Source organism: Cellulomonas rhizosphaerae (assembly GCF_003470205.1).
Taxonomy (GTDB): domain Bacteria; phylum Actinomycetota; class Actinomycetes; order Actinomycetales; family Cellulomonadaceae; genus Cellulomonas; species Cellulomonas rhizosphaerae.
On the sequence record NZ_QWKP01000190.1, the window covers coordinates 13,249 to 29,240 of the forward strand.

At 68.9% G+C, this 15,992-nt stretch carries 15 protein-coding genes and 1 pseudogene; 11 read left to right on the forward strand and 5 right to left on the reverse strand.

What is annotated here, in order from left to right:
• Positions 1–25: 25 nt before the first annotated feature.
• On the reverse strand, positions 26–2,176 hold the full coding sequence (locus tag D1825_RS09340; RefSeq protein WP_118767151.1) for a DEAD/DEAH box helicase: 2,151 nt from the start codon (positions 2,174–2,176) through the stop codon (positions 26–28).
• Between the two features lie 326 nt (positions 2,177–2,502).
• Positions 2,503–3,015 (reverse strand): MarR family winged helix-turn-helix transcriptional regulator, encoded by a 513-nt coding sequence (locus tag D1825_RS09345; RefSeq protein WP_118767152.1) that lies wholly within the window; start codon positions 3,013–3,015, stop codon positions 2,503–2,505.
• Positions 3,016–3,129: 114 nt separating this feature from the next.
• Between D1825_RS09345 and D1825_RS09350 the strand changes: the two genes are divergently transcribed.
• From D1825_RS09350 to D1825_RS09360, 3 genes are all read left to right on the forward strand, one after another.
• Positions 3,130–4,068, forward strand: a complete 939-nt coding sequence (locus D1825_RS09350) for an NADP-dependent oxidoreductase (protein WP_118767153.1) — start codon at positions 3,130–3,132, stop codon at positions 4,066–4,068.
• A gap of 225 nt (positions 4,069–4,293) precedes the next feature.
• Positions 4,294–4,863 carry a hypothetical protein gene (locus tag D1825_RS09355; protein ID WP_118767154.1) on the forward strand — a complete coding sequence of 190 codons (570 nt, stop codon included), beginning with the start codon at positions 4,294–4,296 and terminating at the stop codon, positions 4,861–4,863.
• Positions 4,864–4,912: 49 nt separating this feature from the next.
• A complete protein-coding gene (locus tag D1825_RS09360; RefSeq protein ID WP_138067550.1) occupies positions 4,913–5,329 on the forward strand; it encodes a hypothetical protein in 417 nt (138 codons plus the stop codon).
• A gap of 125 nt (positions 5,330–5,454) precedes the next feature.
• On the opposite strand, the gene D1825_RS09365 is transcribed toward D1825_RS09360, so the two are convergent.
• Both D1825_RS09365 and D1825_RS09370 read right to left on the reverse strand, forming a co-directional pair.
• Positions 5,455–5,640, reverse strand: a complete 186-nt coding sequence (locus D1825_RS09365) for a DUF4175 domain-containing protein (protein WP_138067552.1) — start codon at positions 5,638–5,640, stop codon at positions 5,455–5,457.
• A gap of 28 nt (positions 5,641–5,668) precedes the next feature.
• Positions 5,669–5,866 (reverse strand): hypothetical protein, encoded by a 198-nt coding sequence (locus D1825_RS09370; protein ID WP_138067554.1) that lies wholly within the window; start codon positions 5,864–5,866, stop codon positions 5,669–5,671.
• Between the two features lie 427 nt (positions 5,867–6,293).
• Between D1825_RS09370 and D1825_RS09375 the strand changes: the two genes are divergently transcribed.
• Entirely contained in the window at positions 6,294–7,427 is a 1,134-nt protein-coding gene (locus tag D1825_RS09375) for an OST-HTH/LOTUS domain-containing protein (RefSeq protein WP_118767158.1), read from the forward strand.
• Positions 7,428–8,734: 1,307 nt separating this feature from the next.
• Here D1825_RS09375 and D1825_RS09380 read toward each other — a convergent pair.
• Entirely contained in the window at positions 8,735–9,973 is a 1,239-nt protein-coding gene (locus tag D1825_RS09380; RefSeq protein ID WP_118767159.1) for a phospholipase D-like domain-containing protein, read from the reverse strand.
• Positions 9,974–10,091: 118 nt separating this feature from the next.
• Between D1825_RS09380 and D1825_RS09385 the strand changes: the two genes are divergently transcribed.
• The 7 genes and pseudogenes from D1825_RS09385 to D1825_RS09400 form a co-directional block, all read left to right on the forward strand.
• Positions 10,092–11,714, forward strand: coding sequence for a DNA methyltransferase family protein (locus D1825_RS09385; RefSeq protein ID WP_118767160.1), 1,623 nt, complete (start codon positions 10,092–10,094; stop codon positions 11,712–11,714).
• 420 nt (positions 11,715–12,134) lie between these two features.
• Positions 12,135–12,485 (forward strand): annotated as a pseudogene (locus D1825_RS18715) (relaxase domain-containing protein); the annotation flags it as partial.
• An 88-nt stretch (positions 12,486–12,573) separates the two neighbouring features.
• Positions 12,574–12,840, forward strand: a complete 267-nt coding sequence (locus D1825_RS18720) for a relaxase domain-containing protein (RefSeq protein ID WP_267897567.1) — start codon at positions 12,574–12,576, stop codon at positions 12,838–12,840.
• Positions 12,834–13,481 carry a relaxase domain-containing protein gene (locus D1825_RS18725; protein ID WP_267897568.1) on the forward strand — a complete coding sequence of 216 codons (648 nt, stop codon included), beginning with the start codon at positions 12,834–12,836 and terminating at the stop codon, positions 13,479–13,481. The genes D1825_RS18720 and D1825_RS18725 overlap by 7 nt, the downstream gene beginning before the upstream one ends.
• A gap of 55 nt (positions 13,482–13,536) precedes the next feature.
• Positions 13,537–15,015, forward strand: a complete 1,479-nt coding sequence (locus D1825_RS18605) for an ATP-dependent DNA helicase (RefSeq protein ID WP_233549789.1) — start codon at positions 13,537–13,539, stop codon at positions 15,013–15,015.
• A 35-nt stretch (positions 15,016–15,050) separates the two neighbouring features.
• Positions 15,051–15,269: a helix-turn-helix domain-containing protein gene (locus tag D1825_RS09395; RefSeq protein WP_118767161.1), complete on the forward strand. Its 219-nt coding sequence runs from the start codon at positions 15,051–15,053 to the stop codon at positions 15,267–15,269.
• The coding region (locus D1825_RS09400) for a tyrosine-type recombinase/integrase (protein ID WP_407643316.1) at positions 15,269–15,992 on the forward strand (724 nt) is incomplete at its 3' end. The genes D1825_RS09395 and D1825_RS09400, both read left to right, overlap by 1 nt.

The window sequence follows — 15,992 nt, forward strand, 5'->3', positions numbered from 1 at the left end:
GCGGCACCGCGCACACCAGGCCTCGTCAGGCGACGCCCTCGGCGGCCAGTGCGTCGGTCAGCACCCCGACCAGCGCCTCCAGCTGCACGTCCGTCGACTCCGCGTCCTCGTCGCCGATCCCATCGAGCGCCCGCGCGGCGAGCGCCGACTTGCTGTCGATCAGCTCGGCGATCTTCGCGTCGATCGTCTGCGCGGCGATGATGCGCCACGCGGTGACCGGCTCGTCCTGGCCGATGCGGTGGATGCGGTCGATGGCCTGGGTCTGCTCGGCGTCGGTCCAGGACAGCTCGGCGAGCACCAGGTTGGACGCGACCTGCAGGTTGAGCCCAACCCCGGCGGCCATGAGCGAGCAGACCGCGATAGAGACCTCGGGGTCGTCGACGAACGCCGCGACGTTCTTGTCGCGCACCCTCGTCGTCTGGTCCCCGCGGATCGAGGCGTAGCGGATGCCGCGGTCGGCGAAGGTCTGCTCCGCCTGGTCCAGGACGTCGATGTGCTTGGCGAAGAACACGACCTTGCCGACGTTGCGCGCGAGCTGCGCGGCGTAGTCGGCCGCGAGCCCGGCCTTGGCCTGGCCGATGCGGCGCACCATCGTGAAGACGTTCTCGCCCTTGGCCTTCGAGCTCGAGTCCTTGAGCTCGGCCGCCGCGACGCGGCGCACGAGGTCGGGGTCGATGCCGACCACGGCTGCGTCGCCGGTGAGGAACTCCACCGCCGAGTGGTAGCGCGCGACGAGTCGAGCGGCGAGTGCGGCCTCGGCCGCACGGATCGAGCGGCCGACGGCGCCGTCGAGCTCGACGGGCAGGTCAGCGACCCGGCGGGCGGGGATGTCCGCGACCACGTCGATCTTGCGGCGACGCACGATGCCCATGTCGATCACGGCGGCCCGCGCGGCTGCGTAGAAGCCGGGGTCGGCGGGGGTGAGCCCGCTCTCCTCGAGCGCGATCTGCAGCTGACCCAGCGGCACCTTGTCGTCGATCCAGCCTAGGAACTGCCAGATCGCCCGGAAGTCCTCGATGTCGTTGATCAGGGGCGTCCCGGTCAGCGCCATGAGCAGCGGCTTCGCGGTGCGAGCGCGGATCCGCTCGGACAGCGACAGCACGTGCTGCGAGCGCTGCGACGTCTTGTTCTTGATGAAGTGCGCCTCGTCGACGACCATCCCGCGGAACCCGAGGTCGCCCAGCCAGCTGACGTGCCGGTCGAGGAGCTCGTAGTTGACGATCACGACGTCGGCGAACGCGTCGACCTGGTCGCCGTCGCCGTGCACCACGGTCGAGCGACGCGACGGCGTCCACAGCCCGACCTCGTGCGCCCAGTTCGTCTTGACGACGTTCGGCACGACGACGAGCAACGGGAACGCGTCGGCCGCCTGCGCGGCGAGCAGCGCCTGGGCAGTCTTGCCGAGGCCGGGCTCGTCGGCCAGCAGGAAGGTGCGGTGACCGCGCGCGGCGGCCTCGACGACCTGGGCCTGGTGGTGCATGAGCTCGCGCCCCAAGGGGGCGCGTACGCTCCGCGGCTCGGGCAGCTCCATGCACGCGGGCGACCCGGTCGCGGCGTACTCGAACGACCGGAACAGCGGCTCGAGCAGCTCCCAACCGGCCAGCCGACGAGGCCGCGCGGCGATCCGCTCCGCGGCCGCCTCGTAATCGGGGGCGAGGAACGGGTTCGACAGCTGGCGCGAGATGACCGACTGCGGGATGACGCGCGGCGCAGTCTCGACCGCCCGGACGACAGGCGCCACGGGCTCGGGCTCCTCCGGCGGCTCGAGCCCGCCGGCACGCATGACGGTCGCCTTGTAGGTGCGCGCGGCCTCGGAGACGCGGGCGTCGTCGGCCAGCAGCTCGAGCAGCGAGGTGTCGCGGGCGGCGGTCTTGGCCAGCTGCGTCGCGACGCCGTCGAGACGCTTGAGCTGCTCGGTGCGCTTGGCCGACGTCAGGGTGGTGTCGGCCATGACGCGCGCTCGCTCCTCGCGGACGATCAGGGCGACGACCTGGAACTGCGTGCGGACCGCGGGGCGAGTGGGCGGACGACGCACGGCGTTGTCGACGTCACGCGCGATCTCGGCGAGGACCGGGATGATCCCCTGCTCGCTCGGGCGCGCGGGGGTGCGGCGGCGCTGGCCGGCCCCGGCGTCCGTGCGCGCGCGACCGGAACCGCGCTGGCCTGCTCGTGCCACTTCTCCTCCTTCACCACCCGCACCGCGACCGCGGCACAGCGCGCTGCGTCATCGCGGCAGCGTGCTCGCGTGCACTGACCTCGGGCCCATGCCCGAGCTGCCGATGACGTGCGTCATCCCTCCGGCCACGACCGGGTCCTACGCCGCAGTCAGCTCGCAGGGGCTCGATGGTCCGACGACGATCGGTGGCGACCTGCGGGTCTGCGGCTCCCGACAAGACCCGTGCAGTCGATGCGTGGGGTGACCGGAACTAGCGTCAACCTACCGCAGCACCCCGTCGCGAGGCGTGTTCCGCGCCCGCTCGTGTCGAGACGGACCCGATCGGTCTAGCCAGCGGGGTCCGCCTTCTTCCGGCGCCGCGGCGCTGCCGACCGGGGTGGGTTCTGGCGCATGTGGTCGCGTGCGCGTCCGAGGACGTCGGCGAGCGCCTCGATGTCGGCGCGGGACAGCGCGGCGAACAGCAGGTGGTCGAGCAGGCCGACGTGCCCCGGGAAGACCGCCGCGAGGACGGCGCTGCCCTCCGCGGTGATGGTGACGGTGACGCTGCGCTCGTCGTCCGCGGACGGCGTGCGCGTGACGAGCCCGCGGCTCTCGAGCGTCTGCGCCTGGTAGGTCAGGCCGCTGCGGCTGTAGACGACGCCGTCCGCCAGGTCGGTCATCCGCCGGCTGCCCGTATCGGAGTCGCCGAGCGTGGCCAGGAGCTGGAACTGCACGTAGCTGAGGTCCCCCGCCTCACGCAGCTGCTGCTCGACGGCGTGCTTGAGCAGGCTGCTCGCCTCGATGAGAGCGAAGTACGCGCCGAGCTGCGTGGCGTCCAGCGGACGAGGCGACGAGGTCATGCGGCGATCCTAGCGGTGCTTCTAACTCGAAGCACTTGCTTCACATTTGAAGCACTGTTACGTTTCATCGCAGTTGCTTCGAATCCGAAGCACCGTCACCGAAGGAGAGACACCATGAAGGCCATCCGCTTCCACCAGACCGGCAGCTCCGAGGTCCTGCGGTACGAGGACGTCAACCAGCCGACTCCCGGCTCGGGCGAGGTCCGCATCCGAGTCGCCGGCTCGGCTTTCAACCCAGCCGACGGCGGCATCCGCGGCGGCTTCCTGCCGATCCCCATCACGCTGCCCCACACCCCGGGCTACGACGTGTCTGGCACGATCGACGCCGTCGGCGAGGGCGTGAGCGCCCGGACGGTCGGCGAGCACGTCGTCGGCTTCCTGCCCATGACGGCCGACGGCTCCGCGGCCCAGTACGTCGTCGCCCCGGCGGACGCCGTGGTGGCGGCCCCGACGAGCATCCCGCTCGCTGACGCCGCCGCGCTGCCCTCGGTCGCGCTCACCGCCTCGCAGGCGCTCTTCGAGGCCGGCCAGCTCACGGCCGGCCAGCGGATCGTGATCAACGGCGCCGGCGGACCCGTCGGCGGCTACGCCGTGCAGCTGGCCAAGCGCGCGGGCGCCTACGTCATCGCGACCGCGAGCCCCCGCAGCCGGGACGCCGTCGCGGCCGCCGGCGCGGACGAGATCGTCGACCACACGGCGACCACGCTGCTCGACTCACTCACCGAGCCTGTCGACGTGCTGCTCAACCTCGCGCCGATCACCGCCGACGGGTTCGCCGCTCTGGTCCCGTGGGTCCGCGACGGCGGCGTAGTCGTGTCGACGACCCCGATGGTGACGACGCCCGGCGACGGGGCGCGCAACGTCCGGGCGGTCACGATCTACGTCCACCCCAACGCGGAGGTGCTCGCGGGGCTCGTCGGGCTGGTCGACAGCGGCGACCTCCATGTCACCGTCGCGCAGCGGGTGGCGCTGAGCGAACTGCCCACGATCCACGAGCAGGCCGACGCCGGTGCGATCCACGGCAAGGTCGTGGTCGTTCCGCCCGCCGCATGACCAGCTCGGCAGGCGCCCATCGGGAGACATCGCGGCTCCAGTCCTCGGACTGGGCCGCGATGGTGAGGCTGGCGGCGCGTAGCGGCGAGCGCGACTGCCCGGTCGGGTCCGACTGTCGCGCACAGAAGGTCCCGAGCTCGCGCGCCCGACGCCCACGCGCGCAGACTCAAACTTCGATCCGAAAGTAGTCGTGGACGTCGACAGCCCGCCATTAAGGTCACCGCCATGCCCGACACGACCAGTCCGACAACGGTGAGACGCAAGCTCGAGGCGTCGTTCGGCACTCAGTCGCTCGTGCGTATCGAGCGACGCCCGAAGCGGGCCGACCGCGTCGACGGATTCGTCGTCGGGCTCGGTCGCAAGTGGGTGCTCGTCGCAGCAACGATGGACGGAGGCTACTTCGACGGCTTCGTGGCCATCCGCATCCGCGACATCGCCCGCGTGCGTCGAGACCGATCGTTCGAGGGCAGGGTCTCGCGGACCCAGCCAGAGTGGCCGCCGACTGCTCCCGGCGCGGTCGAACTCGACTCGACCAAGGGAATGCTCCGGACACTCGCAGCGACGTCACCTCTGATCGGCATCCAGAAGGAACGGGAGCGATCGGCGCTCTGGATCGGCCAGCTTGTCGAGATCGACCGCGGCTGGCTGGCCCTGCATGAGGTCCGCCCGGACGCGACGTGGCAGAAGCGCCCGCGCTGGTACAAGCTCCGCGCGATCACACATGCGCAAGTAGGGAGCCACTACCTCACCGGCCTCACCGCCGTAGCGGGCGCGGCGCCGACCAGGCGCGACTAGCGCGCACTACGCAAGACTGGGCGCACGCTTCGATCCGAGGGGGAAAACAGTGCGTGCTCGCGCGATCGTCGTTGCCATCGTGATCGGGTTGGTGGCCGCCGGCTCGTCAACCGGCTGCTCTGCATCCGCCGGCGTGAAGACCGGCGGCGCCGGCAGTGCCGCGTGCGCAGAGCCGGCGACCGCCGCGTCGGCTCAGGTCGTGAGTCCCGGGGAAGCGGTCACGATCACCACGCGCGACCTCTTCGATGACTGCGATGACGACGGCCGTTCAAACACGCAGATGCCGCGGCGCGACCTCACCGTGACGTGGGTCCAGGGTGCGACGACGGTCGATCTCGGGTCGGGCGACGCGAATGAGGCCGGCGTGCTGACGCAGGTCATCACCGTGCCACCGGGTGCCCAGGAGGGGACTGCGACGATCGAGGTGGAGGGCGCCGTTCCCGCAGAGGTCCAGGTGCAGTCCTGAGGCTCGAACGTCCTTAAGCCCGGCCCAACGCTCCGGGACGACCCGGGGGCTCGGCAACACCCGGGCAGGTGGAACCTCCGAATGACCCCGGCCGCGATGCGGTTGGCTGACTCTTCGTCGTGACGTCAGTCGCGTCGGCGCGCCCACCACAGCAACCACCACCCGAACGCCGCTACGAGCGTGATCACGATGGCCATCGCAAGCCACTCCCACTCGCCTCGACGCAGCCACGCCCACCAGGTCGTCAGGGCCAGGACCGTGTAGAGGGGCGTGAGCCACTTAAACATCCAGACGCGCTCGGCTCTGTCCACGCGCTGCACCATCACACCCTTCCGCGTCTCAGCGCCGCCGAACTCGCCAGAGGTCTACGGCGAGGCCCACGGAGACGGTGGTGAAGCCGAGTGAGATCAGGAGCGGCGCCATCGACGGCTCCTCGGCAAAGATCAACCACCAGCCGATCGACACCACGGCGAGGCCGACCAACCCGACCCACCGTCGCCGGGCGGTCCTGCGTTCCGCGTCGGTCCGGGAGGTCACGGCGTCAGCATCCCGCTCTGCCCTCGGGTGCGCTACCGGTCCGGCCTGACGGTCGACGATCGTCGAGCTCATTCCGTAGCCTGCCCCCTCACCGACCGCTACGGCGACAAGAGCCGGCGGTCGGGCGCGATAGTGCAGGTCGGATCGTGTTGTGCGCCTGGGCAGATTCGAACTGCCGACACCCGCTTTAGGAGTTCGATCTCGATCCGTGAATAGTGACCTGACCTGCGGAAATACATGCGAGTAGTTCGTAGCGTGACCCCGTTCCGAGGCGGGCGCTGACCACCCGCTGACCACGGCACGGCGAGACAGCGGCCTCGATGTGTCGCCTCGTCGCGCCCGTCGGCTCTGGCGGGACCCGAACCCGGGGAGTCAGATAGATCGGGAGAGCGCACTGCGGGACCCATGGAGGCGGCAGAATGCCCACATGCCTGCCCGCCTCAGTGTGTACGAACTCGCCAGGGAGTACGGCGTGACCTCTCGTGCCGTCCTGCAGCTGATCAACGACACACCGCAGCTGACAGGGGCGAGGAGTGCGTCGTCGCGCCTCACCGACGCCGAGGTACGTGCAGTGCGTCGCCTTCTGGAGAGCACGGCAGAGCGCCACGCAGGTGCGGTTGTAGAAGCCCCGACCGCGCAGGCCCCAGAGCCGGCAGGGGTCGCAGTCTCCGGCGGAGCCGTGAGCGAGATCGAGCAGGAGAGCACAGTGGACGAACAAGCCGCAACAACCGATGGCTCCCGCGACGGGCTGGAAGCCCTGGTGCGGCAAGCCTTTGACCGCGCGCGAGAGAGTGGCAAAGAAGACTGGCGGCATATGTCCACAGGCGTGCTGAAAAATCGTCTCTCGCAGATCCTCGGCGAGAAGTTTGACCAGGCGCGATTTGGCTATCAACGGATGACGGACCTCGTCCAGGATCTTCCGGATCTCTTGGCCGTCGACGACACACGGCGCCCACCAGTGCTCTATCTACTGCCTGAGCCCCCGCGGGCGCCATCAGGCGTTGCCGCAGACGCGATAACCATCGACGAGTCAATAACCATTCGCCCTGACCATTGGGCCGCTACCATCGACTACGCAAGCGGAGAGCCTTACTTCCTCGTTGCCGGCACCGCAAGGGCATCGTCGCGGATCGAAGGCTCTCCTGACATTCCTGTCCCTCTGCCGACGATCACGCAAGAGATCCTGGACACCTGGCGCGCTGACTTCGCAGAATCAACCGAGAGGATGCATAGCGCCGATGAAGAGGAAATGCGAGCGCGTGTGCATTTATGGCTTAACGAGCGAAGAGGAACCCGGGCGCTGCCCGGGGTGCTCCAGGGGCTCTGGAATCTCTACCTAAAGCGCGCCGTCGTGGCACGTCTGCGCAACTGGTACGCCGCGGTTGGCCTTCCCGTTCCGGCCGACCTCATAATCGAGCGTAAGGGAGCCGGAACCCCGCCAAGACCGGCCGACGACTCCAGGCTCCGCGAAGCCCTCATTGCCACGATAAGGCGCATGAGCTCAGACGAACTAAGGGCCGTTCAGTTGCCAGCCTCGGCCCTGCTGCACATGGTCCCGTGAGCGCCGCGCCGGCGAGGGCGAGGGCGGGCCGAGACGCCCAGGCAAGTGCCCCGGGCGGTCAGGTCACGCGTCGAGTGTGGTTCATCGGTGTGGAGCGCGAGTCGGCAGACCAGGAGTCCCTCAGGCGAGCGGCAGAGCAGGGTGCACGGACTGCTGGGATGACGTTCAACGTTCGTCGCACGAAAGACCAGCGAGTCCACGGCGGCACTGAGAAGGACCGCCCTTACCGTGTGCTGTCCCCACGTGATGCCCGCGAACTTTACGAGTCCTTACATCTGAACGACTGCATCGTGCTCGCCTCACACGCTTCATACGTCAAATCGGATCCGTCGAGCGAGCCCGCAACACTGCGCGAACTGATACCTCTAGGTGACTACGTTGCGCACAAAGGCTACTTTGCGCTGGCGCGTGGTGTTGGAGACGTCCGCACCGCTCTCGAGCGGTTTGCGTCTTGGCCTCCGCCAGACGCCTGCGCCAGCGAACACGATCCGCGCGCGCTCCCGCTTCACATCTTTGACCCGACATATTCGTGGCCAGAGCCGTGGACCGACCAGCTGATCCGGGACTTCGGCGTCCGCTACGATGCCCGGCACGGAGGCCGATTTGACCACGCTGGACGGACATGGGAGCGGCCTTCAGCGCTCCATGGCGCGGCCGGCGAGGAACGTGTCGCGCTGCGAGTGGCAGGCACGGTGCTCCCCCTTGGATATCACTGGGATGTGCAACGCGGACGCGGCAAGGAACGAATCACATCCGCTTATGAGGTATGGCGCCTTCGGCATGAGGGGTGTCATATCAACGTCTATCCGAACGGATATGTCCGCGGCAACAAGCAAGCAGTGCGTGTCTGGCCCACGTGAGGTCCGAAAAAGAAGGACGCCCCGCCGATGGCGGGGCGTCCTCTGCATAGACTCGAGCGCTACTGCGAGCGAGGGCTCTTTATCAACGGTGTGAGTGGATCGCGACCGAATGCACGCTACGTGGATTCGGGGCTCGATCTATAGTGCGCCACCTTGGTCGTCGGGAACACCCTGCACTGCTGGGCGAACACGATGCCTCGTGCTTCAGCCCCTCCGGGAGGAGCTCTGCTCCCCGCGGATCGTTTGAGACGATACACGCCTGAAGCTGCTCGTGCACTAGGCCCAGAGGGTGACCCTCCGCACAGAGCCTCGACTACCAGTGCAGGACGGGCACATGGTCACCAGTCTGCACCGTGAGCCGTCAGCGGCTGGCGGGCACGGCCGCAGCATCGCAGGGATGCAAGAAGAGTCGGACGGCGATACCTTCGGGCCGGTGGCCCGTCCAAGCTAGAAGCTGAACGGCCCTGTTGGGTTGTTGCCTATCGTCAGCCGGTACTGGCCACCGGCAGAGTGCTCGAGCGTGACCGTGCTGCCGACATAGTTGCCCTGCCGGAGGACCTGCCCAACCTTCGCACCCCAGTGGAGCACTGTCGGAACGTTCCCCTGGTCCGAGATGCGGTGCTCCGCATGCGAAACCTTCACGTCCACAGTGCCCAAGGCCACACCGTCGACGACCACGGTCATCGGCACGGTTAGATCCTCAAAGCGGGGGTCTGAGGCGCGCGCTGTCCAAACCTCCCCGCCGAAGAAGACTTGGCGGAAGTAGCGAGTGTGGTCGATCGCGAAGTCTTCTTGGCTCAACCGAAGGTTGCCGGTCGGCTTCGATGCGGGGCTCGGCGGCTTCTGTGCTGCGGTGCCATCCATCCTCTTGAACCACCGGCGGCCCGCCGCGGGCGCGGAAGGCGTAGCCGACCCACCGGAAGGGCTCGGGCTGGCGGCCGTGCTGCCCGCCGACGAACCGGGGCTCGCCTTGGCTGTCCCGGAGACAGGCTGTGGCACCGCGCGCTTGGGTTCCCGGCTTCGACCGAAGATGGCCGCCGCGGCCCTCTCCATCTCGTCGCTCGCCCCCTCGACGTCTTCCAGCTCTTCTGCTAGAGCAGCGCCGTCACCGCGGGGGCGCCGGTCGTCCTCGTCCTTGATCTGGAGAGCGGGATCTGCCAGCAGCGCACGCAGACGCTCGTCGTCCAGCTCGAGGCATACGCTCTCGTCCGCGCGAAGGCGCTCGAAGTAGTCGATCACCTGGCTATGCAGTGCGGAATCCTCGGGAACCGCAAGGTCGAGCTCGCACACGAGGGCAGCTTCGTAGTTCCAGGCGAGGCCGCCCAGCGTCAGGTTCTGCGATCCGACGAGGAGCATCGCGGTTCGCTCCCCTGATGCGAGGTAGACCTTCGGGTGGAACGTCCGTCCGGAGTCGTGGAAGACGTAAACCTCGTCGGCCAGCCTCATGAGCCACTCCATGCCCTGCCTGGTGCCACCTCCCTCGCTGATGCCGACGACAACTAGCAATCGCCCACCGCGATCTCGCAGGGTCCTGATGCCACTCTCAATCCGGGCGAGGCCGCTTCGCTTCGCCCATGCCACGGCCACTCGGAGGGTCATGAGATCGTTGTCGGCGGCGACGCCATCTAGGAAATCCCGCAGGTCTTCTCCGTCGGCGAACGGCTGGGTCACGAAGCGGATGTCCACAGGCCCGATGATGTCGGCGGGTCGTGCTCAACTCACAGAGGCTCGCCGTGTCCGATACAGGTCCCCGTGACACGCTCGCGACCTACCTAGACTGGACCGCGATCTGCCGGGAGGGCTCATGAAGACTTCGGATGAGGTAACCCCGGAGAAGTTGCGCGGCGGCTTCTACACGCCGGAGCCTCTGGTTCGGATCTGCCTCGATCGCGTACAGGCGCTGTCCCCAGGGTCCGGGCGTCTCAGGCTCCTAGAGCCGAGCGCTGGCGACGGCGCGTTCGTACGACTTCTGGGCTCGCATCCCCTGCGCGATCGCGTTGCATCAGTGACCGCCATCGAGCTCGTGAGTGAAGAGGCAGCAGCATGCGCGCAAGCCCTCCGCGCTTCTGAACTAGCCGGCGAGACGATCAACGCAAGCGTCCTCGAGTGGCTCAACGACGCGCCCCGCGAGTTTGACGCCGCCGTGGGTAACCCGCCATTCGTTCGCTTTCAGTTTGTGCGACCGGAGGACCGGACGGCAGCCGCCGAGGTCCACGCGAGGGCCGGAGTACCGATGGCAGGCGTCTCCAACCTTTGGATCCCTATCCTCGTCGGCTCGCTCGCTTCGCTGCGCGCCGGTGGCGCCTACTCCTTCGTCCTCCCTACCGAGGTCCTGACCGGCGTCTCTGGGCGCGTAGTCCGAGATTGGTTGCTAACGCATAGCGAAGAGCTCCATCTCGATCTCTTCCCGCCCGGTTCGTTCCCCGGGGTCCTCCAGGAAGTTGCCATCGTGAGCGGACGGATCGCTGACGGCCCGCGGCCCTCAAGCATCGTCAGCTTCCGTGAGCGCCTTCCTCAGGGCGTGCTCGAGTGGCAGCACGTCGGCAAGGTGGGCGAGGCGACCTGGACTCGGTACCTGCTGACGGACGCCCATCTCGAAGCCCTCCGCGAGGTCGCGGAACTCCGGGAGGTCCAGGCACTCAGCGACCTCGCACGGTTTGAAGTCGCAACCGTGACAGGTGCCAACGCATTCTTCTGCGTGGACGCCGATGACGTGGTCGACTACTCCCTCAAGACCTGGGCGCGTCCACTCTTGCCCCGTACTCGTCACGCACCTGGCCTCCGGTTCACGCAGGCAGACCATGAGGCGATTGCCGCGCAGGGTGAGAAGGCATGGCTGCTGGACTTCTCCGCTTCGAGGCCGTCACCCGAGTCCGCCCCCGGCGCCGCCCGGTACCTCGCGTTTGGCGTGAGCCAGGGCCTTCCCTCTCGATACAAGTGTCGGATCAGGTCACCCTGGCATCGCGTTCCTGTCGTAGCGCCCGGCGATCTCCTGATGTCCAAGCGCTCGCACCTCTTCCCGCGAATGATCGTGAACGAGGCGGCCGTCGTGACGACCGACACGATCTACCGCGGGCGGATGCTCGCCAACTCCCCAGTGACAACCGCTTCGTTTGCCGCTGGTTTCCACAACTCACTGACCCTGCTGACCGCGGAGATCGAGGGACGAAGCTTCGGCGGCGGCGTCCTGGAACTGGTGCCATCCGAGATCAAGAGGCTGCTCCTCCCCGCTTCCGACCGCTTCGGCGGGGAGCTAGATCGCCTCGACTGGGTCTCGCGCACGAGAGGCACACTGGAGGACCAGGCACTCGTCGACGAGACTGACGAGTTGGCCGTCAAGTACATCCACGGCCTCTCCTCCTCGCTGATGTCGACCCTCCGGGAAGCGCGGGAGTGCCTCCTCCTCCGGCGGCTATCTCGCACATAAGGCACCCCTGCAAGCGACCATCGATCCGGTGGCTCGGCAGCAGGCTGCTAGCAGTTCTCCTGCTGTCCGTCCCCGCCGCGCCTTTTCGCTCCCGTCTGCGTTCGCCGCTGAACTGCCCAACCGCGCCCGGACATTCCCCGCCAGCCCGTACAGGCCACGTGGAAAGCGTGATGGGGCCTCGGGGTTCGCCAAATCGCCGCGAACCGAAGGAGCTGCGCTTTGCGGCAATGCGCCGGCACGCGCCTAGCGCCTGTACCAGCCAGCCGACGAGTGCTGCGGGCCAAGGCTCGAAAGTGTGCCGCCGCCGCATCAGCGCCATACGGCGCATCTCTGCGTCGCGTGTTGCACACATTTCGGCGCACCTGCGTGTACGAGCCCTCGCCCGGGCTGCTCCACTAGGAGGTGCTTTCGGTGCTGTCGATGCACAAGCGGATTGCCGGCGACGGTTACGCGTACCTGACGAGGCAGATCGCGGCCGGCGACGCGGGGTTGTCCGCCGACGATTCGCTCACCGCCTACTACGAGCAGACGGGCAACCCCCCGGGCCGATGGATCGGCGGCGGTCTGAACGCCCTCGTCGACGGGCGTCTCAGGGCCGGCACGGCTGTGTCTGAGGCTGCGATGACGGCGGTCTTCCGCGACGGGCGCGACCCGGTCACCCTCAAGCCGTTGGGCACGCCCTACAAGCAGATCGTGCCTGGCGAGGGTTGGCACACCGTCGCCGGGTACGACCTGACCTTCATGGCGCCGAAGTCGGTCTCGGTCCTGTGGGGTTTGGCCGACGATTGGACGCGAACCGCGCTCTACGACGCGCACCGCGCCGCACTGGCTTTCGGCTCTGCGGTTCGTGGAGCGCTCGGTGATCCGGACGAGGGTCGGTGCGGCTGGCTGTCGGCAGGTTCGGACTCGCGGCATGGTCGCCGCCGCGTTCGACCACTGGGACTCCCGCGCCGGCGATCCGAACCTGCACACGCATGTCGTCGTCGCGAACGAGGTCCAGGGAACCGACGGTGCGTGGCGGTCCGTGGACGGCCGGACTTCGCATGCCGCGGTCGTGACGGTCTCCGCGCTGTATGACGCGTTGCTGGCCGACGAGGTCTCGCGGCGGCTCGGCGCGACATGGTAGTCGCGCTCCCGCGGGGAGCATCGCAACCCCGCCTTCGAGGTCGACTGCGTCGCGAGGACCTGCTGGCCGAGTTCTCCGCGCGGTCGGAGCAGATCCACTGCGCGGAGCAGCGGTGGGCGGAGGAGTTCGACGAGCGGCGGGGACGAGCACCCTCCCGCGTGAAGACGACGAAGGCGCGTCAGCACCTGACGCGCGAGACTCGGCCTCCGAAGGTCGTCCGCCCGTTGCGGGAGCTGCTGGCCGACTGGGCCAACCGGGCGCGTGCCTTGACCGGCGCCGAACCGGTCGACCTGGCAGCCCGCGCTCTGGCCGGTCGCTACAGCCGCCCTCTGCGGGCCGGCGATGTCGGGCCGGAGGTCCGCGCAGCGATCGTCTTTCAGGTCCTCGACGACGTGTCGACCCGCCGATCGGTCTGGTCGACCTGGAACCTCGGCGCCGCCGCCCTGCGCTCGTCGCTCGCGCTTCGGATGGCCTCCCCCGACGACCGGCTCAAGCTGACCAACACGCTCGTCACCGAGGCCGGCAAGGCGTGCGTGCGGCTCGACGACGACACCGAGCCAAGCCGTCGTCGCGTCGGGGGAGGAGACGTACACCTCGCACGAGCTTCTGCAGGCCGAGCGCACCCTGCTCGATGCCGCTGAGGCGACTGTGCCGCTCGGCACCCATCAGCTAGCCGGCCAACTCGCGGACCGGCACATGGCTCATCTGTTCGCCGACCAGCGGGAGGCCGCCAGGGCTGTGTTGCTCTCGCCACGGCAGCTCGACGTGCTCGTCGGCCCGGCCGGCACCGGGAAGACCACGACGCTGGCCGCCCTGGCCGGCGAGTGGAGGGGGACGCGTGGGACCGTCCTCGGCCTGGCCCCCTCGGCAAGCGCAACTGAGACCCTCTCGAACGCGCTGGGTGCACGGTGTGAGACGACCGCCAAGTGGCTCTTCGAGTCGGTCGGGGACGCGGCCGCGAAGCGAGCGCTGCGGTTCGCCGCCGACACGGCCGAATTGGGCGACCCTGCGGTCCCGTACGAGGAGCGACGTGCCGCGAACGAATGCCGCCATGCGCTCGCCGCTGAGCAGGACCGGTGGCGGTTCCGACGGGGCGACCTGGTCATCGTCGACGAGGCCTCTATGGCAGACACCCGGACGCTGGCTGCGTTACTCGACCAAGCAGGCGCGGCCGAGGCCAAGGTGCTGCTCGTCGGGGACCATCTGCAACGGGGAGCCGTCGACGCCGGCGGTGCCTTCGGGATGCTCGCCCGCCGCGGGCCGACCGCCGAGCTGCGCACTCTGTGGAGGTTCAGCCAACCCTGGGAAGCGCGCGCCACCCTCCCGCTGCGCCACGGCGACCCCGCCGCGCTCGACGCCTACGCCCGGCACGGCCGGATCAGCCACGGCCCGCACGACGACTTGCTCGACGACGCCCTCGCCGCGGCAGCGGCAGCCGGGGCGCACGGCCAGGTCGTCCTACTCGCGGCCGCTGACCGGCGCACCGTCAGTGATCTCAACGCCCGAAGTCGTGCCGAACGCGTTCGCGCGGGCGAGGTTCGCGCTACGGGTGTAGCGCTGAGCGACGGACTGACCGGCGGCGTTGGGGATCGCATCGTGACCCGTCGCAACAACCGGCGGCTGCGCACCGGCGACGGGTTCGTCCGCAACGGCGACCTGTGGCAGGTGAGCGCCGTCCTGCCCGACGGCGGCATCCGCGTCCGGGCGATCGGAGACGCCGACGGCGCGACGCTGCGACTTCCCGCGGCATACGTCGCAGAGGCCGTCGAGCTCGGGTACGCCACCACCACGGCGCGTAGTCAGGGCATGACCGTCGACGAGACGCACACGGTCGTCACCGCCGGCATGGGTCGCGAGGACCTCTACGTCGCCGTCACCCGCGGCCGACACGTCAACCGGCTCTACGTCGCCACCGACGGCACCGACCCGGACTGCCTTCCAGGCGGCGAACCCGAGGGCCCGCGAGAACTTCTCGACCACGTCCTCGCCACGACGCACGCCGAGACGTCCGCCACCGAGACCTGGGCGACCCACCACCCGCAGAACCCAGAGCCACCGCTGCCGTCGGCCCGCCCACAGCCCGCCATCCCGCCGCTGCGTCCACAGATCGCGCGCAGCCCCTTGACGCCCCCGACCAGCCCAAGCCCCGATGGACATGTGCTGGAGCGGTGGTGACCGCAATCCCGTCAACTCGCGCTAGGAGAACGACCATGACGACAACCACGCAGTCCGAGACGACCGCACCCGCCATCACTGCCCGTCGGCAGTACTACCGCGTCAAGGACGCAGCAGCCGTCCTCGGGGTGCCCGTCCGAACGCTCTACCACCTGGCCGAGACCGAGCAGATCCCCTGCCGCCGGCTCGGGACCGTCATCCTCATCCCGGCCTCGTGGGTCGACCCCGAGCCCGCGCAGCCGCGCCGACGCTGATGTCCGTCACCCGGCGTGCGCTGCCCTCGGGCAGGGTGACCTGGCGCGCGAACGTCTTCTTCGAGCACCGGGTCATCGCCGACAAGTCGTTCCAGCGCAAGACGGACGCCAAGCGCTGGGAGGCGGACCAGCTGGTCAAGCTCCAGAGCGGCGCCTGGATCGACCCGACCCGCGGCCGGGTGTCGTTCGGCTCGCTCGCCGAGGAGTGGCAGGGCTCGCGCCAACACCTCGCGGTCCGGAGCCAGGAGACGACGCAGTTCCCGCTCGACTCCTACGTCATCCCGACGATCGGTCGCTTGCCGATCGCCGTCATCTCGGCGACCGACGTCGAGCGCGTGCTGACCTCCATGACGGTCCGCGGCTTGGCAACGGCCACCCGGCGACGCGTCCTGTCCGTCCGGCTGGTGCTCGACTACGCCGTCCGCGACCGGCGGATCTCCGTCAACGTCGCCCGCTCGATCCCACTCCCCAAGGGCACGACGAAGCGCGAGCCGCACTGGCTGCGCGCGGAGCAACTGGGCAAGCTCGCCGACGCGATGCCGCCGAACTGCCGCCCGGTCGTGCTCTTCCTCGGCCTGGCCGGCTGCCGGTTCTCGGAGATGTGCGCGCTCCGGGTCGATGACGTCGTCCAGACACCGCACGGCCTCGGCGTCCGGATCCACCGCGCCGCCCCGCAGTCGAAGCGGACCAGTGGCGCCGTCTTCGGGCCGACGAAGAGCCACC